This window comes from Sinorhizobium sp. P24N7 (assembly GCF_042436655.1).
GTDB classification, from domain to species: Bacteria; Pseudomonadota; Alphaproteobacteria; order Rhizobiales; family Rhizobiaceae; genus Sinorhizobium; species Sinorhizobium meliloti_A.
Map to the genome: position 1 here is coordinate 53,726 of NZ_JBHMIW010000004.1, position 23,998 is coordinate 77,723.

Sequence of the window (23,998 nt, forward strand, 5' to 3'; positions counted from 1 at the left end):
AAGCCTGCTTGGCCGGTTTCGGCCGGCGATGCACAGTTCCCGTGCCCGAAGCTCCCGCATCGTCTTTGAGCGGCCGCGCCTTCCCGTCTCCTGCGCCAGGCTTTATGTTCGCTCCATGCACGATACCGAAGCCGACCCCCGCCCGATCCTCCGCATCGACTTGCCGCCGAACAGCCGTCTCGGGCGCGGCAAGATCATGCTTCTGGAACACATCCGCGAGACCGGCTCCATTTCCGCTGCCGGGCGGGCCATGGATATGTCTTACCGCCGTGCCTGGCTGCTGGTCGACGCCTTGAACCGCATGTTCAAGGAGCCGGCGGTGGACTCGCAGCGTGGCGGCAAGCAGGGCGGCGGCGCCGTCGTCACCGCTTTTGGCGAGATGCTGATCGAGCGCTTCCGGGCGATGGAGGCCAAGGCGCAGGCCGCGATCGCGGACGATCTCGATTGGCTCGACGCCATGCGCGACTGCAAAGGTGCTCCGCAAGAGGAGCCAACCGGAAAGCCGCTCTAACCATTGGCTTCTCTAATAATCGAGCGCGACGGTCTTGATGATGGCGTGCACCTGCTTTCCCGGGCAAAGCGCGAGCGCATCGCGGGAGACGGTCGTCACGCGCGCGGCGATAACGTTGCCGCCGCAATCGACGCGCATGTCGACGCTTCCTTGCCGCGGCGACGAGACGCCGACGATCGTTCCCGGAAGCACGTTCAGGGCGCTGATGCCTTCCGGGCGACGGGTCGCCAGCATGACGTCGCGCGCGGCAATGTAGAGGCGTAGACTTTGCCCGGCCTCGGCGACGAGATGCGGCACGCGGATCAGGCAGTCTCCGGCGCGCACCATGGTCAGTTCGTGGCCTTCGTCATGACTGTCGACGGTGCCCTCGATCAACGTGCCCGCTTGCCGCCGGTCGGCGGCGGATGTCGGAAACGGCTCGTTCAGAACGGCCGCCGTTTTGCCGAAGGCCTTGACCCGGCCGTTTTCCATGACGACGACGCGCTCCGCCAGCCGCGCCACTTCAGCCACGGAATGACTGACATAGACGATCGGAATCCGCGTCTCGTCGCGCAGCCGCTCCAGATAGGGCAGGATTTCGGCCTTTCTGGCGTCGTCGAGCGCGGCGAGCGGCTCGTCCATCAGGAGCAGGCGGGGGGAAGCGAGCAGGGCCCGGCCGATGGCGACGCGCTGCCGCTCGCCGCCCGAGAGCGTCGAGGGCATCCGATCGAGCAGATGTCCGATGCCGAGCATTTCGACGATCCTGCCGAATTCGGGCCCCGATCGGGCCGCGCCTGCGAACCAGCGGCCATAGGCGAGATTTCTGCGGACGCTCAAATGCGGAAAGAGGCGGGCTTCCTGGAACACATAGGCAAAGCGGCGGCGGTGGACGGGGGTGAAAAGCCGGCGCTCGCTGTCGGCGATCGTGTCGCCGTCGAGCACGACGCGGCCCTGATCGGGCCGGAGGAGGCCGGCGATGATGTTGACGAGCGAGGTCTTGCCGGAGCCGGAGCGGCCGAAAAGGGCGGTCACGCCGCCCTCCGAGCCGAAGGCGGCGTCGATCGCGAAGGAGCCGAGACGAAGGCGCGCTTCGACCTCGAGCCTCATGCCGCCACCGTCCGCCGCGCCGCGGCTGAAGCCATGGCTTCCGAAAGCATCAGGGCCGCCATCGAAATAATGACGGAGATCGCGGCCAGGCGCATCGCGCCGGCGTCGCCGCCCGGCACCTGTGTGAAGGTATAGATCGCGGCGGAAAGCGTCTGGGTCTCGCCGGGGATGTTGGAAACGAAGGTGATGGTCGCGCCGAACTCGCCCATGGCCTTGGCAAAGGAGAGGACCATGCCGGCGAGAATGCCGGGAAGGATCAGGGGCAATGTGACCGTCAGGAAAATCCAGGCGGGGCTCGCGCCAAGCGTTCCCGCCGCTTCTTCGAGCTTGCGGTCTACTGCTTCGATAGACAGCCGGATGCTGCGGACCATCAATGGGAAGCCCATCACCGCGCAGGCGAGCGCCGCTCCCGTCCAGCGGAACGAAAAGACCAGCCCGAAATTCTCCGCAAGAAATGCACCGATCGGGCCGCGTCGGCCGAAAAGGAGCAGCAGAGCGAAGCCCGTTACGACCGGCGGCAGGATCAGCGGCATATGGACGAGGCCGTTCAGGAGCGACTTGCCCCAGAAGCGGCCGCGCGCAAGTATCATCGAGACAAGGAGCGCCGGCGGCAAGCTCGCAAGCATCGCAACGGTGGCGACCCGCAGGCTCAGGCGGACGGCCGTCCACTCCGCGTCGCTCAATGCCATCCAGTCCAAGCTCGTACTCCCGTTCCTGACGCGCCGTGTCGTGCAATCATTCGGCAAGTTCTATTCCAGAACGGTGAAGCCCTCGGCCTGGAAAAGCGCCGCCGCCTTCGGCGAGCGGACGAATTCGAGGTAGGCGGCGGCATCGGCGTTCCTGCTGTCCGCGGTGATCGCGATCGGGTAGACAATTGGGGGGTGGCTGTCCTCGGGGAAGGTGCCGACCACTTTCACATTGGCGTCCGCTGCAGCGTCGGTTCGGTAGACGATGCCGTAGGGCGCCTCGCCACGTGACACGAGGAGGAGGGCGGCGCGCACGCTTTCGGCGCCGGCGACCTTTCCGGCAACGTTCGGCCACAGCCCGAGCTTTTCCAGCGCGGCCTTGCCACACTTGCCGGCGGGGACGGATTCCACGGCTCCCATGGCCAATCGTCCGTCGCCGAGAAGACCGGCAAGGTCGAGACCCGGCTCGATCTCGACAGCCCGGGCATCCGACTTGCCGGAGACGAGGACGATACGATTGCCGAGCAGGTTGGAGCGCGTGCCGGCCTTGATCAGCTTCTTGTCTGCGAGGTAATCCATCCAGGCGAGGTCGGCCGAGATGAACACATCGGCGGGCGCGCCCTGTTCGATCTGTTTCGCCAGCGCCGAACTCGCCGCATAGGAAACGGTGGCTTCCTTGCCGGTCTGTTTGAGCCATTCGCCGTTGATCGCATCGAGCGCATTCTTGAGACTCGCCGCGGCGAACACGGTGACCTTCTCCGCCGCCTGAGCCGGTGCAAAGGTCGTTCCCGCCAGAACCACGCCGAGCACCAGTGACACGCCCTTGAGCCAATCTCTTCTCGTTGTCACACCCAAGTCTCCCGGTTCGTGATATTTTCCAAGATATAGCGCTCCGGTATTTTGGTTACCGCTATATTCGTGGAAATACAATGCGGCCGTTGCGCTGCAGTCAAAATCGGTGAACCGATGGGGCGGAGACGACGCGAGCGCTTGCGATAGGCGCTCATGCGTCTAAATTCCGGAACGAGACCCAAGGAGGTGGACGATCCACATGGACGCGACGATCAGGCTGGAAGAAAGCTGGAAAGCCGTTCTGGGCGGGGAATTCCGCCACGGTTACATGGCCGAGCTCAAGCGGTTCCTGCTGGAGGAGAAGCAGCAGGGTCGGCAGATTTTTCCGAGGGGCGTCGAATATTTCCGTGCGCTCGATCTGACCCCGCTCGACAGGGTACGCGTCGTCATCCTCGGCCAGGACCCCTATCATGGCGACGGGCAGGCGCATGGGCTCTGCTTCAGCGTTCGTCCGGGCGTGCGCACGCCGCCCTCACTCGTCAACATCTACAAGGAATTGCAGGAAGACCTCGGCATTCCGCCGGCGCGCCACGGCTTCCTCGAAAGCTGGGCGCGTCAGGGCGTGCTGCTTCTGAACAGCGTGCTGACCGTCGAACGCGGCCGCGCGGCTTCGCATCAGGGCAAGGGCTGGGAGCGCTTCACCGACGCCGTAATCCGGGCGGTCAACGAGCAGGCGCAGCCTGTCGTCTTCATGCTCTGGGGCTCTTACGCACAACGCAAGGCCGCTTTTGTCGATCGTTCGCGTCATCTCGTGCTCACCGCACCGCATCCGTCACCCTTATCGGCCCATGCGGGGTTCTTCGGCTGCCGGCATTTCTCCAAGGCGAATGCGTTTTTGACGTCCAAGGGGCTGGATCCGATCGATTGGCGGTTGCCGGAAGATCCCCCTTTGGCCGTCGAGCGGCAGCTGGCGCCGAACTGCTGACGCGGCCGTAGCGCTTGCCGTCGCGAATGGGCCTTGCACCCGCCGCGGCGATCCGTCAAAGACTGGCCCGATAATGCGGGCGGGACTGGCCCGATAATGCGGGCGGGACTGGCCCGATTATGCGGGTGTGACTGACGCGATTATGCGGGTGGGATTGCCCGACTATGCGGGTGGGGCAATGGGAGACGGCATGCGACACATCCTGATCATCGGTATCGGTGCCGGCAACCCCGAGCACATGACGGTTCAGGCGATCAATGCGCTGAATCGGGCCGATGTGCTCTTCATCCCGACCAAAGGGGAGAAAAAGACCGAGCTGGCCGAGCTGCGCCGCGCGATATGCGCCCGTTACGTGACGCGGGCCGGCAGCCGCACCGTCGAATTCGCGGTGCCCGTCCGCCGCACCGAAGGCCGCAGCTACGTGGAAAGCGTGGACGAGTGGCATGCGGGCATCGCCGCCGCCTACGAGGCGCTGCTGGAGAGCGAGCTTGCGGAAGGCCAGACCGGCGCTTTCCTCGTCTGGGGCGATCCGATGCTCTATGACAGCACGATCCGCATCGTGGAACGCGTGAAGTCGCGCGGTCGGGTGGCCTTCGGCTACGACGTCATTCCGGGCATTACCAGCCTGCAGGCGCTCTGTGCCAGCCATCGCATCCCGTTGAACTTCGTCGGCAAGCCGGTGGAAATCACCACCGGCCGGCGGCTCGCCGAAAGTTTTCCGCACAAAAGCGAGACGGCCGTCGTCATGCTCGACGGCGAGCAGGCGTTCCGGACGATCGAGGATCCGGACGCCGAGATCTATTGGGGGGCCTATCTCGGCACGCCCGACGAGATCGTCATTTCAGGGCGCCTCGCCGAGGTGAAAGAGCGGATTCTCGAAGCGCGGGCCGCGGCGCGCGAGCGGATGGGCTGGATCATGGATATTTATCTGCTGCGCAAGGGCGCCGATTTCGAAGAGTAGTCGGGCGTTGCCCCTGCTCTCGGCGGCAGATCTTTGATCTCTCTCGACGCTCGCCCTGTGATATAGGCTCGATCGATCAGGCGTGCCGGGTTGGCTCGCAGATACCCAAGGATTACCGAGACGAATGAAAAGCTGCGCCGCCCCACGAGCCGACCGATCTGCGACCGGCGCATCGATGCGCCGCGGGAGCTGTCCTTCGCTGGCGGCGCCGATGCAGACCGGGGACGGCCTGCTCGTGCGGCTGCGACCGGCAGGCGAAGGCCTGACGCCGGCCGAGATGAGGGCGATTGCCGGTGCGGCTGCGACATGCGGCAGCGGGATCATTGAGGTCACGGCACGCGGCAACCTGCAGATCCGCGGCCTGACGCCGGAAAGCGTTCCGGCGCTCGCCGAAGCGATCGGGGCGGCGGAGATAGCCATTGCCGAAGGGGTGGCGATCGAGACGCCGCCGCTTGCCGGCTTCGACCCGGACGAAATCGCCGATCCTCGCCCGCTCGCCCGCGCGCTGCGCATGGCGATCTCCGGCGCGGGTGAGGCGCTCAGGCTCGCGCCGAAACTTTCGATCGTCGTGGATGGAGGCGGCCGCTTCCACCTGGGAAGCCTGACTGCCGACCTGCGTGTCTCTGCGTTCGAGCATGAGGACGGCGTGCGATGGCTGCTTTCGCTCGGCGGGACGGCGCGCTCGGCAAAGCCCGTCGCGCTCTTGGAATCGAACGAAATCGTGCCTATCGTTCTCGAAATCCTGGGAGATCTCGCTGCACTCGGCCCCGCTAGCCGGGCCCGCGACCTTGATGCCGATCTTCTTCGGCGGCGCGCGGCGGCCGGCGATGCCCTGCCGCGCGCGGACGGTCCCGCTTTTTCGCCGCCACCGGCGGGCATTCACCACTTCGGCGGCGCCGGCACCGTGCTCGGCGTCGGCCTGGCCTTCGCGCAAACCGATGCGGGCAGTCTCGTCGCATTCCTCAGACAGGCGGAGGAACTCGGCGCAAACGAGATACGCTTGGCACCCCCGCGCGGTCTGTTCGTCCTCGGTCTCTCGGGCGAAACGGCGGCCGTCGTGCAACGCCTTGCCTGCTCGCACGGCTTTCTGGTCGCCTCCGACGATCCGCGCAATCACATAGCCGCCTGCGCAGGCCTCGCCTGCGCCTCGGCGCGCATGGACACAAAGGCGACGGCGAGGCTGTTGGTCGAATCCGCGCCGGATCTCCTCGACGGTTCGGTGACGGTGCATCTCTCCGGCTGTCTCAAGGGTTGCGCCAGACCCACGGCGTCGCCGCTGACGCTCGTCGGTGCGCCATCAGGATATGCGCTTGTCGTAAATGGCACTGCTTCCGTCGCGTCGAGTGCCTACAGGGATGAAAACGGAATAGGATCTGCGTTCGGCGCGCTGAACGCGCTCGTGCGGGAAAACAAAGACGCTGGCGAATCGGCGCTGTCCTGTCTTACACGGCTCGGGACCGCGCGCATCGCCGCCGCGTTTGAACAGGGATAGAAATGCCTGATTACGATTACATCCGCGATGGCAACGCCATCTATGAGCGTTCCTTCGCGATCATCCGCGCGGAAGCCGACCTTTCCGGATTTTCGGAAGAGGAAGCCGATCTCGCCATACGCATGGTGCATGCCTGCGGATCGGTCGAGGCGGTGCGACAATTCGTGTTCTCGCCCGGCTTCGTCTCCGCCGCGCGCGCGGCGCTGAAAGACGGCGCGCCGATCTTCTGCGACGCCGAAATGGTCGCCCATGGCGTGACGCGCGCCCGGCTGCCCGCCGGCAACGAGGTGATCTGCACGCTTCGCGATGCGCGTACCGCGGAGATCGCCACCGAGATCGGCAATACGCGTTCCGCAGCGGCGCTGAAGCTCTGGGGCGAGCGGATGGCTGGCTCCGTGGTTGCGATCGGCAATGCGCCGACAGCGCTCTTCTATCTGCTCGAAATGCTGCGCGACGGCGCGCCGAAGCCGGCGGCGATCCTCGGAATGCCCGTCGGTTTCGTCGGTGCGGCCGAATCGAAGGACGCGCTTGCCGAAAATTCCTATGGCGTTCCCTTTGCGATCGTTCGCGGCCGTCTGGGCGGCAGTGCGATGACCGCCGCCGCGCTGAATTCTCTCGCGAGGCCGGGCCTGTGAGCGGGGTGGTATCAGGCCGGCTTATCGGCGTCGGAACGGGTCCCGGCGATCCTGAACTCCTGACCGTAAAGGCCGTCCGGGCACTCGGCGAAGCGGATGTCGTCGCCTATTTCGCCAAGGCCGGACGCAACGGCAACGGCCGCGCGGTGGTGGAAGGTCTTTTGAAGCCGGACATGACCGAATTGCCGCTCTACTACCCGGTGACGACCGAGATCGACAAGGATCACGACGCCTATAAGCGCCAGATCACCGATTTCTACGACGCCTCGGCCGAGGTCGTCGCGGCGCATCTTCTCGCCGGACGGACGGTCGCGGTGCTGAGCGAGGGCGATCCGCTTTTCTACGGTTCCTACATGCACCTCCATGTGCGGCTTGCCGGCCGCTTCCCGGCCGAGGTCATTCCGGGCATCACCGCAATGTCGGGCTGCTGGTCGCTGGCGGGGCTGCCGCTGGTGCAGGGCGACGACGTGCTCTCGGTTCTCCCCGGCACGATGGGCGAGGGCGAGCTTCAGCGCCGCCTCGCCGACACGCAAGCCGCGGTCATCATGAAGGTCGGCCGCAACCTGCCGAAGATCCGCCGGGCGCTGGCGGCGGCAGGCAGGCTCGAGGCGGCCGTCTATGTGGAGCGCGGCACCATGAGGAATGCGGCGATGGTTCCGCTCGGCGAGAAGCCGGACGACGAGGCGCCCTATTTCTCGCTGGTGCTCGTTCCCGGCTGGAAGGACAGGCCCGGCGGTAAGGACAGGCCCGGCCGGAAGGAAAGGCCCGGATCGGAGGGCAGCGCATGACCGGAAAGCTCTTCATCGTCGGCACCGGCCCCGGCAATCCGGCGCAAATGACGCCCGAGGCCGAGGATGCGATTGCGGTCGCGACCGAGTTCTTCGGCTACGGCCCCTATCTCGATCGCCTGCATCTTCGGGCGGATCAACGGCGCATCGCTTCGGACAATCGCGAGGAACTGGACCGTGCCCGGGCAGCACTCGCGCGCGCCGCAGCCGGGGCAGATGTCTGCGTCGTCTCCGGCGGCGATCCCGGCATCTTCGCGATGGCGGCCGCCGTCTGCGAGGCGATCGACAAGGGGCCGCAGGAATGGCGTGAGGTGGATCTCACGATCACCCCCGGCGTCACCGCGATGCTCGCAGTCGCAGCCCGGATCGGGGCACCGCTCGGACACGATTTCTGCGCCATGTCGCTTTCCGACAACCTGAAGCCATGGGATGTCATCACCAGACGACTGAGGCTTGCCGCCGAAGCGGGGCTCGTCATCGCGCTTTACAATCCGATCAGCAAGGCGCGTCCCTGGCAACTCGGCGAGGCCTTCGAGGTTCTTCGGCAGGTGCTGCCGGCCCGCGTTCCGGTTATCTTCGGCCGCGCCGCCGGGCGGGCGGACGAGCGCATAGCGGTCATGCCGCTCGGTGAGGCCGATCCCGACCGCGCCGACATGGCGACCTGCGTGATCATCGGTTCGCCGGAGACGCGCACCATCGCCCGCGAGGGTAAGCACGACCTCGTCTACACGCCGCGGTCCTTCACCGGAGAAAGCCATTGACGGATGCGTTCGAGCGCCTCGTCGCAGTCGCCGACCGATTGAACGTCGGCAGGCTTGTGGCGCTCGACCATCACCACCTCGATCCCGAGGTGACGCGCCGCCGCTATCTTGCCGTAGGTGGCCGCACCGCCGCTGTTCTTGGCGACGATGACGTCGATCCCGTGGCGTTCGAGCAGTTCTGTTTCGTCGGTCTGCGCAAAGGGGCCGGAGGCGAGGATGGCGGTGACATCCGGCAGATCGAGCGGCGGCATCACCGGATCGACGCTGCGCACGACGTAGCTGTGCTGCGGCGCCTTCTCGAAATGGTAAGCCTCCTGCCGGCCGATTGCCAGCAAGACGCGGCGCGGCTCCTCGCCCAACGCGGACACCGCTTCCGCGACGCTTCCGACGCAGGTCCATCGATCGCCGGGCTCTGCCGCCCAGGCGGGGCGGCGGAGCGCAAGGAGCGGCGTTCCGGTCATCTTGGCCGCTGCGGCGGCGTTGAGCGAGATGCGGGCGGCGAAGGGGTGCGTCGCATCGATCAGCAGGGCGATCTTTCGTTCGCGCAGAAAGGCGGCAAGCCCTTCGGCGCCGCCGAAGCCGCCGATGCGCGTCGGAAGCGGCTGCGGGCGGGGATCGGCGGTACGGCCGGCAAGCGAGATCGCCGCATCGTAATGCCGTTCGCAGACCAGGCGCTCTGCGAGCTGCCGCGCCTCGGTCGTTCCACCCAGGATCAGAATGCGAGGTCTGCCCGTGGCTGACATGTCGAACAGTGGCTCGGCCATCGTCGCTCCCTGGCTCACCGTGATCGGTATCGGAGAAGACGGTGTAGCCGGTCTCGGCGACGAGGCCAAGCGCCTGATAGAGGCAGCTCCCGTCGTCTTCGGCGGGGCCCGCCATTTGGAACTCGCCGCGCCGCTGATCGCCGGCGAACGCCATAGCTGGCAGAGCCCCTTTGAAAAGTCGGTGGAGGCGATCGTCGCCCGGCGCGGCAGCCCTGTCGTTGTGCTCGCCTCCGGCGATCCGTTTCTTTACGGCGTCGGCGCCACGCTGGCGCGCCGCGTCGATGCCGCGGAAATGCGCACCATCCCCGCGCCGTCCGCCTTCAGCCTCGCCGCTTCCCGGCTAGGCTGGGCGCTGCAGGAGGTCGCGACCGTTTCGCTGCACGGCCGTCCGCTCGATCTCATACGGCCGCATCTTCAGCCGGGCGCGCGCGTTCTGGCGCTGACCTCGGACGAGAACGGGCCGAAGGCGCTTGCCGGGCTGCTTGCAGAAAGCGGATTCGGTCAGTCACGGCTTACGGTTCTCGAAGCGCTCGGCGGCGCAAGCGAGCGTGTCTCCCGGCATCTCGCTTCCGGCTTCGCGATGGAGGAACTCAACGCTCTGAACGTCTGCGCGCTTGAGGTGGTGGCCGATGCCGATGCACGCGTTCTGACGCTTGCCAGCGGCCTGGACGATCGGTTTTTCGAACATGACGGCCAGATCACCAAGCGGGAGGTGCGGGCGCTGACGCTCTCGGCACTCGCGCCGCGCAAGGGCGAACTCCTCTGGGACATCGGCGCCGGCTCAGGCTCGATCGCGATCGAATGGATGCTTGCCGATCCGGCGATGCGCGCCGTCGCCATAGAGGCGTCGTCCGAACGGGCCGCGCGGATCGGCCGCAACGCCGCCAGCTTCGGCGTTCCGGGGCTTGTGGTCGCCGAAGGGCAGGCGCCGGAGGCGCTGCGCGGCCTTCCGCAGCCGGACGTAATCTTCATCGGCGGCGGCGGCAGCAAGCCCGGGGTAATGGAGGCGGCGGTTGCGGCGCTCGCGCCCGGCGGACGTCTCGTCGCCAATGCCGTGACGACGGAGATGGAAGCGGTGCTGCTCGCCCGGCACGCGCGGTTCGGCGGCTCGCTGATCCGCATCGACATCGCCCGGGCCTCGCCCGTCGGCGCCATGACGGGCTGGCGGCCGGCGATGCCGGTCACGCAATGGTCGTGGATCAAGGCGTGAGCCGATCTATGAGCCATGCTTTTTTCGAGAGGACAGATCATGACGGTTCATTTCATCGGCGCAGGCCCGGGCGCGGCAGACCTCATCACGATCAGGGGCAGGGACCTGATCGGCCGCTGCCCCGTCTGCCTCTACGCCGGTTCGATCGTATCGGCCGAGCTCTTGCAATATTGCCCGCCGGGCGCTCGCATTATCGATACGGCGCCGATGTCGCTTGACGAGATCGAGGCGGAATATGTCCGCGCCGCCGAAGCCGGCGAGGATGTCGCCCGGCTGCATTCCGGCGATCTCTCCGTCTGGAGCGCGGTGGCAGAACAGATCCGCCGGCTGGAGAAGAATGGGATCGACTACACGCTGACCCCGGGCGTCCCCGCCTTCGCTGCCGCTGCCGCGACGCTCGGCCGCGAGCTGACGATCCCGGCGGTCGCGCAGAGTCTGGTGCTGACCCGCGTCTCGGGTCGTGCCTCGCCGATGCCGAACAGCGAGACGCTTGCCGCCTTCGGCGCCACCGGTTCGACGCTTGCGATCCATCTTGCGATTCACGCGCTCGGTCAGGTGGTCGAGGAGCTGACGCCGCTTTACGGCGCCGACTGCCCGGTCGCGATCGTGGCCAAGGCCTCCTGGCCGGACGAACGCGTCGTCCGCGGCACGCTCGGCGATATCGCAGCCAGGGTCGCGGCGGACCCGATCGAACGCACCGCGCTGATCTTCGTCGGACCGGGCCTGGAGGCATCGGATTTCCGCGAAAGCTCGCTCTACGACCCCGCCTATCAGCGCCGCTTCCGCGGGCGCGATTGAACGGGCGGGCATCGTTCAAAGTGCTATAGCGAGCTTTCCTGATAAGACACGCGGCGCCGCAGAAAAGCGCCGGCTGATCATTGCCCGTTCGGCGAACGGTCCATTCCCGGAAGCTTGCCGATCTCATTTGCGAGGAAGTCGATGAGAAGGCGGACCCGGGAGATGCCGGCGCGTTCCGGTACGACCAGCATGTTGAGCGGCACGGAAGGAAGCGAATAGTCGGGCAGCACGACCTCGATCCTTCCCGCCTCCAGAAGATCGCCGACAAGCCATCGATGCGCAGGCGCGATGCCGCGTCCGGAGACGAGCGCTTCGCGTGCGGCGAGGCCATGGTCCACTTTCAAGCGACCGCCGAAGGGAACGGCGTGGTACCTGCCATCCCGCCCCTGCAGGGCGAGGGTTTCGCTGCCTGCCACATTCGACATCCGGATGCCTTCGTGCCCGATGAGCTCCTGTGGAGTGGCCGGTCTTCCTCGCTTCGCCAGGTAGGCCGGCGCTGCCACCAGCAGCCGTCGGCTTTGGCCAAGCGCCTTCATCCGCATCGAACTGTCGGTAAGAGGCCCCAGGCGGAGCGCCACATCAATTCCCTCCCGCACGAGGTCGATCCGCTCATCGGTAAGGCTCAAATCGACGCCGATATCCGGATAGGCGTCCTGAAATTCGAAGATAAGCCGGCTTACATGCAGCACACCGAAAGCTGCCGTGCAGGAGATGCGGATCGTGCCGGCGTGGGCGCCGCGCGTAACGCGCACCTCGTCGCTGGCCTGTTCCACCAGGCGCAGGATCTCGACGCTTCGAGCATAGTAGCGGCTGCCTTCGTCGGTCATCGTGACGCGCCGGGTGGTCCTGCTCAGCAAAGGCGCGCCGACGGCCTCCTCGAGTTCGCGCAGATGCCGCGTCACGGTGGATTGGCCGATGCCGAGCTCTCGCGCCACTGCCGACAAGCTGCCCCGTTCCGAGACGCGAACGAAGGTGCGTATCCGTTCGAGGGTGACGTCCGATTTATCCATTATATGGCTCAATCATATCCATTCCAGACATATAGTGGAATACTGATGCTCCGGCTACAGTGAGGCGACCTACTATCAGGAGAATGATCCATGAAAATTCTGCTCGTCTTTGCCCACCCTGAATCGCGTTCGCTCAACGGAGCGCTCCGCGACGTCGCCGTCGAGGAGCTCATGACCCAAGGTCACGAAGTGCGGATCTCTGACCTCTATGCCGACGGCTGGAAGTCCGAAGTCGGTCACGCCGATTTCCCCCTTTTGCCGCCGGATGCGCGGCTGGTGCCGGTCGCGGCGTCCAAGAACGCCTTCGAAACCGGTGCTTTGACGGAAGATGTAAGGGCGGAGATCGACAAGCTGCTGTGGGCCGACGTTCTGATCCTCCAATTCCCGCTCTGGTGGTTTTCCATGCCTGCCATTCTCAAGGGCTGGGTCGATCGGGTGTTCGCCTACGGTTTCGCCTATGGCGTCGGCGAGCATAGCGACAAGCGCTGGGGCGACCGCTATGGCGAAGGCAACCTGGCAGGCAAACGCGCGATGCTGATCGTCACCGCCGGGGGTTGGGAAGAGCACTATTCGGCCCGCGGGGTGAACGGACCGATCGACGACCTTCTGTTCCCGATCAATCACGGCATCCTCTATTATCCCGGCTATGACGTGCTTCCTCCCTTCGTGGCTTATCGCGCCGATCGCCTCGACGAAGCCGGATTCACTGAGGCCGCTGAGGGTCTTCGGGAAAGGATGCGGACGATCGGGACCGTCTCACCCATTCCATATAGGCAGCAAAATGGCGGAGACTATCTCATTCCAAGCATGCAGCTCCGCCCCGGACTGGAAGACCAGACTGCGTCCGGTTTTGCGCTTCACCTGGATGAGACGCGGGAGGCGCTTCGTCAGGCGGGCGAGTAGCTATTCTTCACCCGGTGCGGGTTTCTGCTTGGGCGGCACGCCTGGCCGTTCCTCGAAGCGGTCGCGGTACAGGGTCGCCTGGCCAAGCAGCATCAGGGTCACGGGCGTCGTCACCGTCACGAAGAAGATGATGAGGACTTCGTGGAACACCCAGCGGCTCTGCAGGACGGCGAAGCAGAGGATGGACGCGAGGCAGAGGAGAATGGTGCCGCCGCTGGTCGCGATCGTCGGGGCGTGCAGGCGCGCGTAGAAATCGGGCAGGCGCAGGAGCCCGAGCGATCCGATCAGGGTGGTCGCGGCACCGATAAGCATCAGCCCGCAGACGAGCAGCGCCGCCCATGGCGGAAGGTCGGTCAGATGGCTCATTCGATCACCTCGCCGCGCATGAGGAATTTTGCCAACGCGATGGACGAGGCGAAGCCGATCACTGCGATGATCAGCGCCGTTTCGAAATAGACCGTATTCGCCGTACGGATACCGAAGGTGATGAGCATCAGCATCGCATTGATGTAGAGCGTGTCGAGACCGAGAATGCGGTCCTGGGCCCTCGGTCCTCTGGCCATGCGGTAGAGCGCGAAGGCCATGGCCAGCGCAAGCATGGTCTGTGCGACGAGCACGGACCAGACGACGGCAAGCTCCATCATTCGAATATCTCCTTCAAATCGGCCGCATAGCGCGTAATCGTTTTCCGCCACAGGTCCTCGTTGTCGATGTCGAGCACGTGGAAGAGCAGGATCTTCCGGCGACGGTCATATTCGAGCCATGCGGTGCCCGGCGTCGCCGTGACGACGCAGGCGAGCAGCGCCAGGGCGTTCTCGTCGGCGAGATCGAGGCTGACCGTCATGAAGCCCGCATTCACCGGACGCCTGCCTGCGCGCAGGATGATGAGCGTGACGGCGATATTGGAGCGGATGACGTCGCCGACGACGCGCAGGATGAATCCGGCGATCCGGCTCCAGCGGTGGAGACGCGAGCGGGCGGGCTGCAGGTTGAGCGTCACCCATGCGAGAGCCGTGCTGACCACCAGGCCGAGGGCGATTGAGCCCGGCGTCACGGACTGGCTCAGAAGCAGCCACATGAGGAGGAGCGCGATCGAGAGCAGCGGGTAGGGGAACCAGGTACGCATCGCTACTGGCTCCCGGCCCGCGGCGCCGAAAGCACGCGCTCGCTGTGGGTGAGGGGCGCGAGCAGATCGTCAGCCGTCGCCTGCATGTAGCGCATCGCGGGCCCCGCCTGCAGGCTCAGGAAGATGCAGGCTGCGAGCAGGACGACGACCGGCGTGATCTCGATCACCACGACCCGCGGGATCGTACCCTCGATCGACGCCCAGAACGTTCGGATGCCGATGCGGTTCATCGCGATCATGGCAGCGAGCCCGGACAGGATGAGGAGAGTGACATAGGTCCAGTCGGCGGCGGATATCGCGGTCGCGAGCTCGGCGCCCGGCATGTCGAAGAGGCCGCTGATGAGCGCGAATTTGGCGATGAAGCCGGAGAAAGGCGGCAGGCCGGCGAGCAGCAGGGCACAGAGGCAGAAGCAGAGGCCGAGAACGGCCATCGTGCCGGGGATGGCGACGCCGACCTCTTCATCCTCCTCGTCCTCGTCAAAATCGCCATAGGCTTCCATCGTCACGGCCAGAACGTCGGCGCCGGCGTCCCGGCCGCGTTCGACGAGCTCGATCAACAGGAAGAAGGCCCCGATCGTCAGTGTCGAGCTGACAAGATAGAAGAGTGCGCCGGCGAGCATTCCGTCGTGGCCGAGGCCAACCGCGGCGAGCAGGGTCCCCGAGGATACGAGAACGGAGTAGCCCGCAAGACGGCCCATCGCCTGCGAGGCGAGCACGCCGATACCGCCGAAGGCGATCGTCAGCATTCCCCCGGTGACGAGCCAGTCCTGGCCGAAACCGGACGATGTGCCCGCCGCAGTGCCGAAGACGAGCAGATGCAGGCGGATGATGACGTAGATGCCGACTTTGGTCAGGACCGCGAAGACGCCTGCGACCGGCGGCGTCGCCGCGGCATAGGCCGTCGGCAGCCAGAAGCTGAGCGGCCACATGCCCGCCTTGACGAGAAAGGCGACGCCGAGGATGGCCGAGCCCATTTCGACGAGTGTTCTGCTTCTCGGTTCGAGGGCTGCGAGCTTCGTCGCGAGGTCGGCCATGTTGAGCGTGCCGGCGGCGCCGTAGATCAGGCTGACGCCGATCAGGAACAGCGCCGAGGCGGCGAGGTTGACGGCGATATAATGCAGCCCCGCCTTCACGCGCAGCGGACCGGAGCCGTGCAGGAGCAGGCCATAGGAGGCGGCCAGCATCATTTCGAAAAAGACGAAGAGATTGAAGAGGTCGCCCGTGAGAAAGGCGCCGTTGAGACCGGCTACGAGAAGCTGGAAAAGCGAATGGAAGTGATGCCCGGCCGTGTGCCACCGCGCCATGGAATAGGCCTGCGCGGCGAGTGCAAGGCCGCTCGTCAGGCACAGCATCAGGGCCGACAGGCGGTCGAGCACGAGGACGATCCCGAAGGGGGCGGGCCAATTGCCGAGCTGATAGACCCCTGATCCGGGCAGGCTGCCGGTGCCGGCCGCGGCAAGTCGCATGAGGATCATCGAGAGGATGAAGACGACGAGCGTGGACGCGAAGCCGATGGCCCCCTTCAATGTGCGGTCGCGCTCGTTGATCGGGATCAGCACCGCAGCCACGGCAAGCGGCAGGAGGATCGGCAGGATGAGAAGATGATCGAGCCAATCAGTCACCGCGCTGCTCCCTTCCGTCCACATGGTCGGTTCCGGTGAAGCCGCGGGAGGCGAGCAGCACCACGAGGAAAAGTGCGGTCATGGCGAAGCCGATGACGATCGCCGTCAGCACCAGTGCCTGCGGCACCGGGTCGGTATAGCGGGCGAGATCGCCGACGCCGCCGGGATCGAGGATCGGAGGGCCGTTCACCCGCAACCGGCCCATGCCGAAGATGAAGAGATTGACGGCGAAGGAGAGCAGCGAAAGCCCGATGATCACCTGGTATGTTCGCGGCCTCAGGAGAAGATAGACGCCCGATGCGGTCAGCGTGCCGATCCCGGCCGAAAGAATGAGTTCCATTAGCGTGCCGCCTCCTTGTCCGAGCGTGCGGCCTTCGCATGCGCACGCGGCGCACGGACCGACTGGTGCGCCAGCGCGATGAGGATGAGAACGGTGGCGCCGAGCACCAGCGAGAAGACGCCGAGGTCGAAGAGGATCGCGCTTGCGAGCGGAAACTTGCCGACGACCGGCAGGCTTGCATATTGCGCGTGGGAGGTGAGGAAGGGATAGCCGAAGAACCAGGACCCGACGCCCGTGGCCGTCGCGACCAGCAGGCCGATGCTCATCCAGCGAAGCGGATGGATGCGGAGCCGTTCCTCGACCCAGCGGGTTCCGCCGGACATATATTGCAGGATAAAGCCGATCGACATGGCGATGCCGGCGGCAAAGCCGCCCCCCGGCAGATCATGTCCGCGCAGGAAGAGAAAGGCCGCGAGCATTCCTGTGACCGGAAACATCCAGCGCATGATCACTGCCGGGATGAAGAGATATTCGGCGACGCTGTCGCCGGCGGCGCGGTCGGGATGATCGTCGTCGAAGGCGTTCTGCACCCTTTGCTGCTCTGGCGTCTCCAGGCTGTCGGACTGGGGGCGGAAGCGCAGGAGAAGCGCGAAGACCGTGAGCGCGACGATGCAGAGCACGGCGATCTCGCCAAGCGTATCGAAGCCGCGGAAATCGACGAGGATGACGTTGACGACATTTGTGCCGCCGCCCTCCCGATAGGCGCGCTCGAGAAAATAGCTGGCAATGGTTTCGGGGAGGGGCCGCGTCATCACCGTGTAGGCGATGAGCATCATTCCCCCGCCGGCGCCGATCGCCAGCAGCAGGTCGCGCAAGCGTCTCAGGCGGACCCTGATCGAGATGTCCTCCGCCGCCATCGGCTCCTCGATGCGCTTCGGAAGCCAGCGCAATCCGAGCAGAATGAGCACGGTGGTGACGATCTCCACGAGGAGCTGCGTGACCGCAAGATCGGGTGCGGAAAGCCAGACGAAGGTGATGCAGGTGACGAGCCCTGCTCCGCCGAGGAGGACCAGCGAGGCGAGACGGTGGAATTTCGCCTGATAGGCGGAGCCGATGGCGCAGGCGATGCCTATCGCCCAAAGCAGGGCAAAGGCGGGATCGATGCCGCGGATCACGAGCGGCGGCAGTTCGAAATTGCCGAGAAGAAGCGGCGATGCCCCTGCCGCAAGCGCCAGAAAGACGAGGAGACGCATCTGCGGCTGGAGGCGACGCGTGCCGAGCCGCTGTTCGAGCCATCGGGCCCACTTCCAGGAAAGCGTTACCAGCACGCGCTCGAAAATGCGCTGCCCCTGGAGCAGGCGGAAGACCGGCGGACCCTCGACGGCCGTCGCCAGATAGGAGCGCATCAGGAAGTAGAGGCCGATGCCGCCCGAAAGCGCGACGAAGCTCATGATCAGCGGAATGTTCCAGCCGTGCCAGACCGAAAGGCTGTAATCGGGCGTTCCCTCGCGCAGGACCGAGAGAACGGCCGTGTGAAGGAAGGGACCGATCGTCTGGGCGGGAATAATACCGACGACCAGACAGGCAAGAACGAGGAAGTCGACCGGCGCCCGCATCCAGCGGGGTGGCTCATGTGGTTTTCTCGGGAGGTCCGCCGGTGGCCGGCCGAAGAAGACGCCGTGGATGAAGCGGAGGGAATAGGTGACTGCAAACATGCCCGCGATCGTCGCCACATAGGGCGTAGCCGTGTCGAGCGGGTTGACGAGATGCGTCTCGATCGCCTCGGCGAAGAACATCTCCTTGGAGAGAAATCCGTTGAGCAGCGGCACGCCGGCCATGGCGGCACTCGCCACCATGGCGAGCGTCGCGGTGATCGGCATGAAGTGGAAAAGCCCGCTCAGCCTGCGCATGTCGCGGGTGCCGCTTTCGTGGTCGATGATGCCGGCCGCCATGAAGAGGGAGGCCTTGAAGGTCGCGTGGTTGACGATATGAAAGACCGCGGCGACGGCCGCCAGCGGACTGCCGAGGCTCAGGAGAACGGTGATGAGCCCGAGATGACTGATCGTCGAATAGGCGAGGAGTCCTTTCAGATCCTGCTGAAAAATCGCGAAATAGGCGCCGAGCAGGAGCGTTGTGAGGCCCGCAAGGCCCACGATCCAGAACCAGGCATCCGTGCCGGCCATCACCGGCCAGAACCGCACGAGCAGGAAGACGCCGGCCTTCACCATCGTCGCCGAATGCAGATAGGCCGAAACCGGCGTCGGGGCCGCCATCGCGTGCGGCAGCCAGAAATGGAAGGGGAACTGGGCGCTCTTCGTCAACGCCCCGAGCAGGACGAGGACAAGTACCGTGCCATAGAGCGGATGGTTGCGGATCGCGTCGCCCGAGGCGAGAACCGCGTCGAGTTCGTAGCTGCCGACGATCTTGCCGATGAGTATCAGGCCGACGAACATGGCGAGGCCGCCCATGCCGGTAATCGTCAGCGCCATGCGGGCGCCGTCGCGGGCGTGTGCGTTATGGTGCCAATAGCCGATCAGCAGGAAGGAGACGATGCTGGTCAGCTCCCAGAAGACGGCGAGCAGAATGAGGTTGCCGGAAAGAACGACGCCCAGCATCGATCCCATGAAGGCGAGGAACAGCGCGAAAAAGCGCGGGACCGGGTCCTCCTCGGCCATATAGTAGCGGGCATAAAGGACGACGAGAACGCCGATCGCCGTGATCAGTGCCGAAAACAGCCAGGCGAAGCCGTCCATCCGGAGGGTGAAGTTCAGCCCGAGTTGCGGAACCCAGTCGATCCGGTAATGGAGGACGCCGCCCGAGGCGACGTAGGGGTAGAGGCCGGCGGTCACCAGGAAGCAGACAAGCGCGATCGCACCTGCGAACCAGGAGATCGCACCGCGCTGATCGGACGGGAAGAAGATTGCAATGAGGCTTCCCGCGAAGGGGACAAGAATGAAAACAGAAAGCAATTTCTCCGCGTATTCGATCGTTTATCTCCTTCCGAGTGTATTGGAGGTCGGGACTTCGGTCCCCCGAGGACTGACGCCGGACGGGTCACGCGGACGAGTTCCGCGCGTTCGCATCAGCGGCAGGAGGCATATGTTTTTATGACTATTTTCCGGACGGCTGCCAAGCCTTAGCAGCAAGAAAATGCCGCGTATGTGCAGTCCGCCTCTGAAAGCGGGGTCCGGATCCCGGTCAAGCGGCGCACCACCGCCGCTCGAAGACGAAAGTGGCAAGATCGTTGGCGTTCATCGGCCGGGCGAAGGCGTAGCCCTGCAGACCATGGCATTCCATTTCCTTGAGGATGCGGGCGTGCTCGAGCGTTTCGACACCTTCGGCGATCACTTCGATCCCGAGCGATGTGCCGATGTCGATGATCGATGCCACCAGCCGGCGCTCCGCCGGAGAGGCGAGAATAGGCAGCACCAGTTGCCGATCTATCTTCAGGCGGCGTGGCGTCAGCTTCAGCAGGCTCAGGATCGAGGCATAGCCGGTACCGAAGTCGTCGATCTCGATGTCGATGCCGAGTTCCTTGATGCGCCGGATGTTGGACATGACCGTCACATCGTTCTCGTCGAAGGAAATCGATTCGAGCAGTTCGAAGGAAAGCCGCCCCTCGGGTATGGAAAGCTCCTCCAGCCGGTCGATCAGTCCCTCGTCTCTCAGGCGCGGATAGGAGAGATTGACCGATACCTTCGGCACGTAGATCCCGTTTGCCTCCCAGCGATAGATCTGAAAGAGCGCCTGTTCGAGAATCTTCTGATCGATCGCCGCGACGACGTTGATGTCCTCCGCCGTCTTGAGAAAGGCGTGCGGGCCGAGGAGCCCCTTGGTGGGATGATCCCATCGTGCGAGTGCCTCGACGCCAATGATGTCGAGCGAGCTTGGACAGAACTGCGGCTGGAAATATGCGACGAATTCGTTCTGCTCGAGACCGCGCAGGATCTCGTCGGCCGTCTGTTTCGTCTGGAGCACGGCGGTCTTAAGCGCACCCGTAAAGGTCTCTTGCCGGTTGCGGCCCCGGCGCTTGGCCTCGTAGAGGGCGATATCGGCGTTGACCAGTACCTGGGAAAGGTCATCCGTCGCATCGGTTTGAGCGGCAATCCCGATGCTCACGCCTATGCGGCATTCCTGATCTTCGTACCGCACCGGAACGCTCATCGCCTCGATCACGCGGGAAGCCAGAGCCGCGTCTTCGTCGCCGCCGCCGCTTGCGCGAATGATGACGAACTCGTCGCCGCCGATCCGGGCGACGAAGTCGTCCTGGCGTGCATTGTCCCGCAAAAGGCTTGCCGCATGCTTCAGGATTTCGTCTCCGGCTGCATGGCCCATCGTGTCGTTGATCTGCTTGAAACGGTCGAGATCGATATGGAAGATGCTGATCTTCGCATTTGCGTCGGCCCGCCGGCTGCGGTCGAAGAGAATCTGGTCCAGGAAGCGGCGATTGGGCAGACCGGTCAATGGATCGTGCAGCGCGTTGAATTCCATGCGATGGCGTGCCGCCTCCAACTCGGCACTGTGAGCTTCCGCGAGACGTTTGGCCTCCGACAGCGTCGCGCGTGTCTTCACGTCGGCCGTCACGTCCCAGTTGACGCCGACGATCTTCCTGTTGCCGTTCGTTCCGGCATAGGTCGAGCCGATCGCACGGACGTGGCGGACTTCCCCATCCGGAAGGCGGATGCGGAATTCCGTGTTGTATGCGCCGCCCGTGGCGAGCGTTTCGGCGAATTCCGCCTCGGCACGGGCGAGATCGTCGGGATGAAGCGTGTTCCGCCAGTCCTCGTAGATCGCGCGCATCGACGATCCGATGCCGTAGAGCTCCTTCATGCGGCTGTCCCACAGGAGCGTGCCGCTGTCGACGTCGAGCTCCCATATGCCGATCTTCGAAGTGTCGAGCGCGATCCTCAGCCGGTGCGAAAGCTCCTGAAGCTGATCCTTGCTCTGCCTCAATGCGCGAAAGTTCGCTTGCCTCTCGGCCATGAGGCGGCCGGCAACGATCATCGGAGCGACGATCATCAGGCCGCCGAAAATGATGAGGAAGCGGACCTGCCACGCATTCTGCGGTGTCGTCGGCCAACCGCCTTTGGGGATCGCGGCCATGCGCCAGGAACCGCCGGGCAAGGATACGCTCATCTCGACAGGGGCGCTTTCGAAGATTGCCGGGTCGCCGAAGAAATGCGGGCCGTCGCGGCCGGCAATGGCGATGTCGATGTCGAGCGCCGGCGATGAAAGGCCACTGTCGCGATAAAGGCGATCGACATCGATCACCGCTGATACAACGCCCCAGAAGCGCCTGCCACCTTCCGGACCGGTGGTTACGGGGAAGCGGCCGATCAGCCCGCGACCGCCTTGCACGAGGTCGACAGGGCCCGCGAGCACCATCTCTCCGGATGCCACTGCGCGCATGACGGAACTGCGTTGTTTGTCGTTCGCGCGGTAATCGAGACCGATCGCCTTCTCATTGCCCGTCAGCGGGTAGACCATCGCGACCACCAGTTCGGGCGCGGCGGCGATGTTGCGAAGCTGCGAGCCGCCGCTGAAGACGCTGCGTGCGAGCTCTCCGAAGCGCTGCTGCTGCATGTCGGGTTCGGTCTCGATCGTGGCGATCAGGCCCCGGACCAGCTGAATATTGCCGTTGACGCTGCTCTCGAGGCTCGAGCGTATCGGGTTGAGCGCGTCGGCAACCTCGGAGCGCAGCCGCGCTTCCGAAACGATCCGGTTCTGATTGTCGGCGAGAACCCCGGCGGCGACTACCACAACGGCCGCGATGAGGGCCGGAAGGTAGCTGGGGGTGAGAAAGCGCGACAGACGGGACATGGCATGATGCGGCTTCAAAAGAGCAATTCCAGGACGTGGCCCACAAGGGGGCGGGGACGGCATGCAGCAAGCCCGGATAATTCCAGACTCTCCTTAACAAACCTTCATTCGGGGTTTCTGAAATAACTTGCGGTAACGCGTGGTCGCAAGCGCTTCAGCGTTGCGTTCCGATCATCGCCTGCAGTGTTTCGAGCCTGTCGGCATCGCGGGGCAGCTTGTCGGGTCTGAGGCGTGCGATCCGCGGAAAGCGCATGGCGACCCCGGATTTGTGGCGCGTGGAGCGGTTGAGGCCTTCAAAGGCAACCTCGACGACGAAGCCGCTGTCGGGTTCGGCGCGCACCGCGCGCACGGGGCCGAAGCGTTCGACCGTATTGTCGCGCACGAACCGGTCGAGGACCTCCAGTTCGGCATCGGTGAAGCCGAAATAGGCCTTGCCGACGGGAACGAGGCTCGTCCCGTCTTCACCCTGCGCCCAGACGCCGAAGGTGAAATCGGAGTAATAGCTGGACCGCTTGCCATGGCCGCGCTGGGCATACATCAGCACGGCGTCGATATTGAAGGGCGCCCGCTTCCACTTGAACCAGGGCCCCTTGGCCCGTCCGGCCATATAGGGCGAATCCAGCCGTTTCAGCATGACGCCTTCGATCACCGGATCGGGCGGGTTGGAGCGCAGCTCGTCAAGCTCCTTCCAGCTTGAAAAGCCGACGAGCGGCGAGAGATCGAAATGCTGCGGCGAGGCCGCTTCGATCAGCGCCGACAGCGCCTCGCGGCGGAGGTGAAAGGGCTCGGGCCTGATATCGCGCTCGCCTGAAAAGAGAATATCGTAGGCACGGATGAAGGCCGGAAACTCGTCCATCAGCTTGCGACTGACGGTCTTGCGGTTCAGCCTTTGCTGCAGGTCGGCGAATGTCGCGGTGGCGCGGTTGCTGCGCATCGTTCCGCCGACCAGAAGCTCGCCATCGATGACACCGGTGATATCGGCAGCCTCGATGATCTCCGGAAAGGCGGAGGATATCTCGTCGCCGCTGCGTGAATAGAGGCGTCGAGTCCCGCCGACATTGGCGAGCTGGACGCGGATGCCGTCCCATTTCCACTCGGCCGCGAAGTCGGACGGGTCGAGTCCTTCGAGATCGCCCTCTCCGACCGCCGTCGCGAGCATCACCGAGTGAAAGACCGCAGGTGTCTTGAGCACCGGCATCTCCGCCTCACCGGTGAGCCAGAGGAAAAGCGGCAGGTATGGCGGCTCCAATCCGTGCCAGAGCGTTTCGATCTCGCTCACCTCCTTGCCGCCCATCTCCGCAAGCGCCTGCTTTGCGAGCCGCGCCGAGACCCCGATCCGCAAGCCTCCTGTCGCGAGCTTGAGGAGTGCGAAGCGGCCGGAGGTGTCGAGCCGGTCCAGAAGGTCGCGGACGAGCGAGCGAACCTCGGAGCGGCCGGCCCGCTGCAGCCGTTCGACAACCTCGCCGAGCGGAATGTCCTCGGGGGCGACGTCCGGCGGCGGCTCCCAGGCGAGGGAGACCGTTTCCGCGAGGTCGCCGACATAGTCGTAGGAATAGTGGAACAGCACGTCGTCCATGCGCTCGAGCAAGAGGTCGCGAATGAGGGCCGGCTTTACCGTGTTGAGCGAGAGCGTGCCCGCGATCGCGGCCAGCGCGTAGCCGCGGCTCGGATCGGGTGCGCCGCGGAAATAGTCGACGAGCAACCGAATCTTGCCGTTTCGCTGCGGCGTCAGCACGAGCCGGTCGAGCAATTCGGCGAATGCTTTCAT

General features: G+C 65.0%; 23 protein-coding genes. 10 read left to right on the top strand and 13 right to left on the bottom strand.

Translation table 11 applies throughout. From position 1 onward, the window contains the following. Positions 1 to 115 precede the first annotated feature (115 nt). On the top strand, positions 116 to 511 hold the full coding sequence (locus ACFHWW_RS07765; RefSeq protein ID WP_127709187.1) for a winged helix-turn-helix domain-containing protein: 396 nt from the start codon (positions 116 to 118) through the stop codon (positions 509 to 511). Between the two features lie 12 nt (positions 512 to 523). Here ACFHWW_RS07765 and modC read toward each other — a convergent pair whose 3' ends face one another. Genes modC through modA form a run of 3 tightly spaced genes read right to left on the bottom strand, consistent with a single transcriptional unit; the run spans position 524 to position 3,132 of the window. Continuing rightward, a complete protein-coding gene (gene modC / locus ACFHWW_RS07770) occupies positions 524 to 1,597 on the bottom strand; it encodes a molybdenum ABC transporter ATP-binding protein (RefSeq protein WP_379937912.1) in 1,074 nt (357 codons plus the stop codon). After that, positions 1,594 to 2,286 (bottom strand): molybdate ABC transporter permease subunit, encoded by a 693-nt coding sequence (modB, locus tag ACFHWW_RS07775; protein WP_379938057.1) that lies wholly within the window; start codon positions 2,284 to 2,286, stop codon positions 1,594 to 1,596. Before modB ends, modC begins: the two co-directional genes overlap by 4 nt. A gap of 60 nt (positions 2,287 to 2,346) precedes the next feature. Then, a complete protein-coding gene (gene modA / locus ACFHWW_RS07780; protein WP_379937913.1) occupies positions 2,347 to 3,132 on the bottom strand; it encodes a molybdate ABC transporter substrate-binding protein in 786 nt (261 codons plus the stop codon). Positions 3,133 to 3,334: 202 nt separating this feature from the next. Here modA and ung point away from each other — a divergent pair, with 202 nt between their 5' ends. From ung to ACFHWW_RS07810, 6 genes are all read left to right on the top strand, one after another. Continuing rightward, a complete protein-coding gene (gene ung, locus ACFHWW_RS07785) occupies positions 3,335 to 4,060 on the top strand; it encodes a uracil-DNA glycosylase (protein WP_018096646.1) in 726 nt (241 codons plus the stop codon). Positions 4,061 to 4,250: 190 nt separating this feature from the next. Further along, the gene (cobF, locus tag ACFHWW_RS07790; RefSeq protein WP_379937914.1) at positions 4,251 to 5,021 is read left to right on the top strand and encodes a precorrin-6A synthase (deacetylating); all 771 of its coding nucleotides are present in this window, start codon (positions 4,251 to 4,253) and stop codon (positions 5,019 to 5,021) included. Between the two features lie 124 nt (positions 5,022 to 5,145). Continuing rightward, positions 5,146 to 6,513 (top strand): precorrin-3B synthase, encoded by a 1,368-nt coding sequence (gene cobG / locus ACFHWW_RS07795; protein ID WP_379937915.1) that lies wholly within the window; start codon positions 5,146 to 5,148, stop codon positions 6,511 to 6,513. Between the two features lie 2 nt (positions 6,514 to 6,515). Then, positions 6,516 to 7,148: a precorrin-8X methylmutase gene (locus tag ACFHWW_RS07800; RefSeq protein WP_018096649.1), complete on the top strand. Its 633-nt coding sequence runs from the start codon at positions 6,516 to 6,518 to the stop codon at positions 7,146 to 7,148. Beyond that, positions 7,145 to 7,936, top strand: a complete 792-nt coding sequence (locus ACFHWW_RS07805) for a precorrin-2 C(20)-methyltransferase (protein ID WP_324762401.1) — start codon at positions 7,145 to 7,147, stop codon at positions 7,934 to 7,936. Before ACFHWW_RS07800 ends, ACFHWW_RS07805 begins: the two co-directional genes overlap by 4 nt. Further along, positions 7,933 to 8,697, top strand: coding sequence for a precorrin-3B C(17)-methyltransferase (locus ACFHWW_RS07810; RefSeq protein WP_100672853.1), 765 nt, complete (start codon positions 7,933 to 7,935; stop codon positions 8,695 to 8,697). The genes ACFHWW_RS07805 and ACFHWW_RS07810 overlap by 4 nt, the downstream gene beginning before the upstream one ends. On the opposite strand, the gene ACFHWW_RS07815 is transcribed toward ACFHWW_RS07810, so the two are convergent. Next, positions 8,661 to 9,461, bottom strand: coding sequence for a cobalt-precorrin-6A reductase (locus ACFHWW_RS07815; protein WP_275597299.1), 801 nt, complete (start codon positions 9,459 to 9,461; stop codon positions 8,661 to 8,663). The genes ACFHWW_RS07810 and ACFHWW_RS07815 overlap by 37 nt on opposite strands. Here ACFHWW_RS07815 and cbiE point away from each other — a divergent pair. Further along, positions 9,439 to 10,671, top strand: coding sequence for a precorrin-6y C5,15-methyltransferase (decarboxylating) subunit CbiE (gene cbiE, locus ACFHWW_RS07820; RefSeq protein WP_379938059.1), 1,233 nt, complete (start codon positions 9,439 to 9,441; stop codon positions 10,669 to 10,671). The genes ACFHWW_RS07815 and cbiE overlap by 23 nt on opposite strands. 39 nt (positions 10,672 to 10,710) lie before the next feature. Next, positions 10,711 to 11,469 carry a precorrin-4 C(11)-methyltransferase gene (gene cobM / locus ACFHWW_RS07825; RefSeq protein WP_100672854.1) on the top strand — a complete coding sequence of 253 codons (759 nt, stop codon included), beginning with the start codon at positions 10,711 to 10,713 and terminating at the stop codon, positions 11,467 to 11,469. A 77-nt stretch (positions 11,470 to 11,546) separates the two neighbouring features. On the opposite strand, the gene ACFHWW_RS07830 is transcribed toward cobM, so the two are convergent. Then, positions 11,547 to 12,479, bottom strand: coding sequence for a LysR family transcriptional regulator (locus ACFHWW_RS07830; RefSeq protein ID WP_100672855.1), 933 nt, complete (start codon positions 12,477 to 12,479; stop codon positions 11,547 to 11,549). A gap of 90 nt (positions 12,480 to 12,569) precedes the next feature. Between ACFHWW_RS07830 and ACFHWW_RS07835 the strand changes: the two genes are divergently transcribed. Next, positions 12,570 to 13,382, top strand: coding sequence for an NAD(P)H-dependent oxidoreductase (locus ACFHWW_RS07835; RefSeq protein ID WP_379937916.1), 813 nt, complete (start codon positions 12,570 to 12,572; stop codon positions 13,380 to 13,382). On the opposite strand, the gene mnhG is transcribed toward ACFHWW_RS07835, so the two are convergent. The 8 genes from mnhG to ACFHWW_RS07875 all read right to left on the bottom strand — a co-directional run bounded on the left by mnhG (position 13,383) and on the right by ACFHWW_RS07875 (position 23,998). Then, a complete protein-coding gene (gene mnhG, locus ACFHWW_RS07840; RefSeq protein WP_324762395.1) occupies positions 13,383 to 13,748 on the bottom strand; it encodes a monovalent cation/H(+) antiporter subunit G in 366 nt (121 codons plus the stop codon). Then, a complete protein-coding gene (locus ACFHWW_RS07845) occupies positions 13,745 to 14,026 on the bottom strand; it encodes a K+/H+ antiporter subunit F (RefSeq protein WP_003528834.1) in 282 nt (93 codons plus the stop codon). Before ACFHWW_RS07845 ends, mnhG begins: the two co-directional genes overlap by 4 nt. Next, positions 14,023 to 14,508: a Na+/H+ antiporter subunit E gene (locus tag ACFHWW_RS07850; protein WP_379937917.1), complete on the bottom strand. Its 486-nt coding sequence runs from the start codon at positions 14,506 to 14,508 to the stop codon at positions 14,023 to 14,025. The genes ACFHWW_RS07845 and ACFHWW_RS07850 overlap by 4 nt, the downstream gene beginning before the upstream one ends. Before the next feature lie 2 nt (positions 14,509 to 14,510). Then, positions 14,511 to 16,154 carry a monovalent cation/H+ antiporter subunit D gene (locus tag ACFHWW_RS07855; protein ID WP_379937918.1) on the bottom strand — a complete coding sequence of 548 codons (1,644 nt, stop codon included), beginning with the start codon at positions 16,152 to 16,154 and terminating at the stop codon, positions 14,511 to 14,513. Next, a complete protein-coding gene (locus ACFHWW_RS07860) occupies positions 16,123 to 16,470 on the bottom strand; it encodes a Na+/H+ antiporter subunit C (RefSeq protein WP_100672859.1) in 348 nt (115 codons plus the stop codon). Before ACFHWW_RS07860 ends, ACFHWW_RS07855 begins: the two co-directional genes overlap by 32 nt. Further along, a complete protein-coding gene (locus tag ACFHWW_RS07865) occupies positions 16,470 to 19,379 on the bottom strand; it encodes a monovalent cation/H+ antiporter subunit A (RefSeq protein WP_379937919.1) in 2,910 nt (969 codons plus the stop codon). Before ACFHWW_RS07865 ends, ACFHWW_RS07860 begins: the two co-directional genes overlap by 1 nt. A 229-nt stretch (positions 19,380 to 19,608) precedes the next feature. After that, complete coding sequence (locus ACFHWW_RS07870; RefSeq protein ID WP_379938060.1) at positions 19,609 to 22,230, bottom strand: EAL domain-containing protein; 2,622 nt, start codon at positions 22,228 to 22,230, stop codon at positions 19,609 to 19,611. A gap of 154 nt (positions 22,231 to 22,384) precedes the next feature. Next, positions 22,385 to 23,998 (bottom strand): cisplatin damage response ATP-dependent DNA ligase, encoded by a 1,614-nt coding sequence (locus ACFHWW_RS07875; protein ID WP_379937921.1) that lies wholly within the window; start codon positions 23,996 to 23,998, stop codon positions 22,385 to 22,387.

What these genes read in the sequence shown, in the direction of transcription:
- ACFHWW_RS07765 (WP_127709187.1), top strand. Translation starts at nt 116, where the DNA reads ATGCACGATACCGAAGCCGACCCCCGCCCGATCCTCCGCATCGACTTG.
- modC (WP_379937912.1), bottom strand. Translation starts at nt 1,597, where the DNA reads ATGAGGCTCGAGGTCGAAGCGCGCCTTCGTCTCGGCTCCTTCGCGATC.
- modB (WP_379938057.1), bottom strand. Translation starts at nt 2,286, where the DNA reads ATGGCATTGAGCGACGCGGAGTGGACGGCCGTCCGCCTGAGCCTGCGG.
- ung (WP_018096646.1), top strand. Translation starts at nt 3,335, where the DNA reads ATGGACGCGACGATCAGGCTGGAAGAAAGCTGGAAAGCCGTTCTGGGC.
- cobF (WP_379937914.1), top strand. Translation starts at nt 4,251, where the DNA reads ATGCGACACATCCTGATCATCGGTATCGGTGCCGGCAACCCCGAGCAC.
- cobG (WP_379937915.1), top strand. Translation starts at nt 5,146, where the DNA reads ATGAAAAGCTGCGCCGCCCCACGAGCCGACCGATCTGCGACCGGCGCA.
- ACFHWW_RS07800 (WP_018096649.1), top strand. Translation starts at nt 6,516, where the DNA reads ATGCCTGATTACGATTACATCCGCGATGGCAACGCCATCTATGAGCGT.
- ACFHWW_RS07810 (WP_100672853.1), top strand. Translation starts at nt 7,933, where the DNA reads ATGACCGGAAAGCTCTTCATCGTCGGCACCGGCCCCGGCAATCCGGCG.
- cbiE (WP_379938059.1), top strand. Translation starts at nt 9,439, where the DNA reads ATGTCGAACAGTGGCTCGGCCATCGTCGCTCCCTGGCTCACCGTGATC.
- ACFHWW_RS07815 (WP_275597299.1), bottom strand. Translation starts at nt 9,461, where the DNA reads ATGGCCGAGCCACTGTTCGACATGTCAGCCACGGGCAGACCTCGCATT.
- cobM (WP_100672854.1), top strand. Translation starts at nt 10,711, where the DNA reads ATGACGGTTCATTTCATCGGCGCAGGCCCGGGCGCGGCAGACCTCATC.
- ACFHWW_RS07830 (WP_100672855.1), bottom strand. Translation starts at nt 12,479, where the DNA reads ATGGATAAATCGGACGTCACCCTCGAACGGATACGCACCTTCGTTCGC.
- ACFHWW_RS07835 (WP_379937916.1), top strand. Translation starts at nt 12,570, where the DNA reads ATGAAAATTCTGCTCGTCTTTGCCCACCCTGAATCGCGTTCGCTCAAC.
- mnhG (WP_324762395.1), bottom strand. Translation starts at nt 13,748, where the DNA reads ATGAGCCATCTGACCGACCTTCCGCCATGGGCGGCGCTGCTCGTCTGC.
- ACFHWW_RS07845 (WP_003528834.1), bottom strand. Translation starts at nt 14,026, where the DNA reads ATGATGGAGCTTGCCGTCGTCTGGTCCGTGCTCGTCGCACAGACCATG.
- ACFHWW_RS07850 (WP_379937917.1), bottom strand. Translation starts at nt 14,508, where the DNA reads ATGCGTACCTGGTTCCCCTACCCGCTGCTCTCGATCGCGCTCCTCCTC.
- ACFHWW_RS07855 (WP_379937918.1), bottom strand. Translation starts at nt 16,154, where the DNA reads ATGTGGACGGAAGGGAGCAGCGCGGTGACTGATTGGCTCGATCATCTT.
- ACFHWW_RS07860 (WP_100672859.1), bottom strand. Translation starts at nt 16,470, where the DNA reads ATGGAACTCATTCTTTCGGCCGGGATCGGCACGCTGACCGCATCGGGC.
- ACFHWW_RS07870 (WP_379938060.1), bottom strand. Translation starts at nt 22,230, where the DNA reads ATGTCCCGTCTGTCGCGCTTTCTCACCCCCAGCTACCTTCCGGCCCTC.
- ACFHWW_RS07875 (WP_379937921.1), bottom strand. Translation starts at nt 23,998, where the DNA reads ATGAAAGCATTCGCCGAATTGCTCGACCGGCTCGTGCTGACGCCGCAG.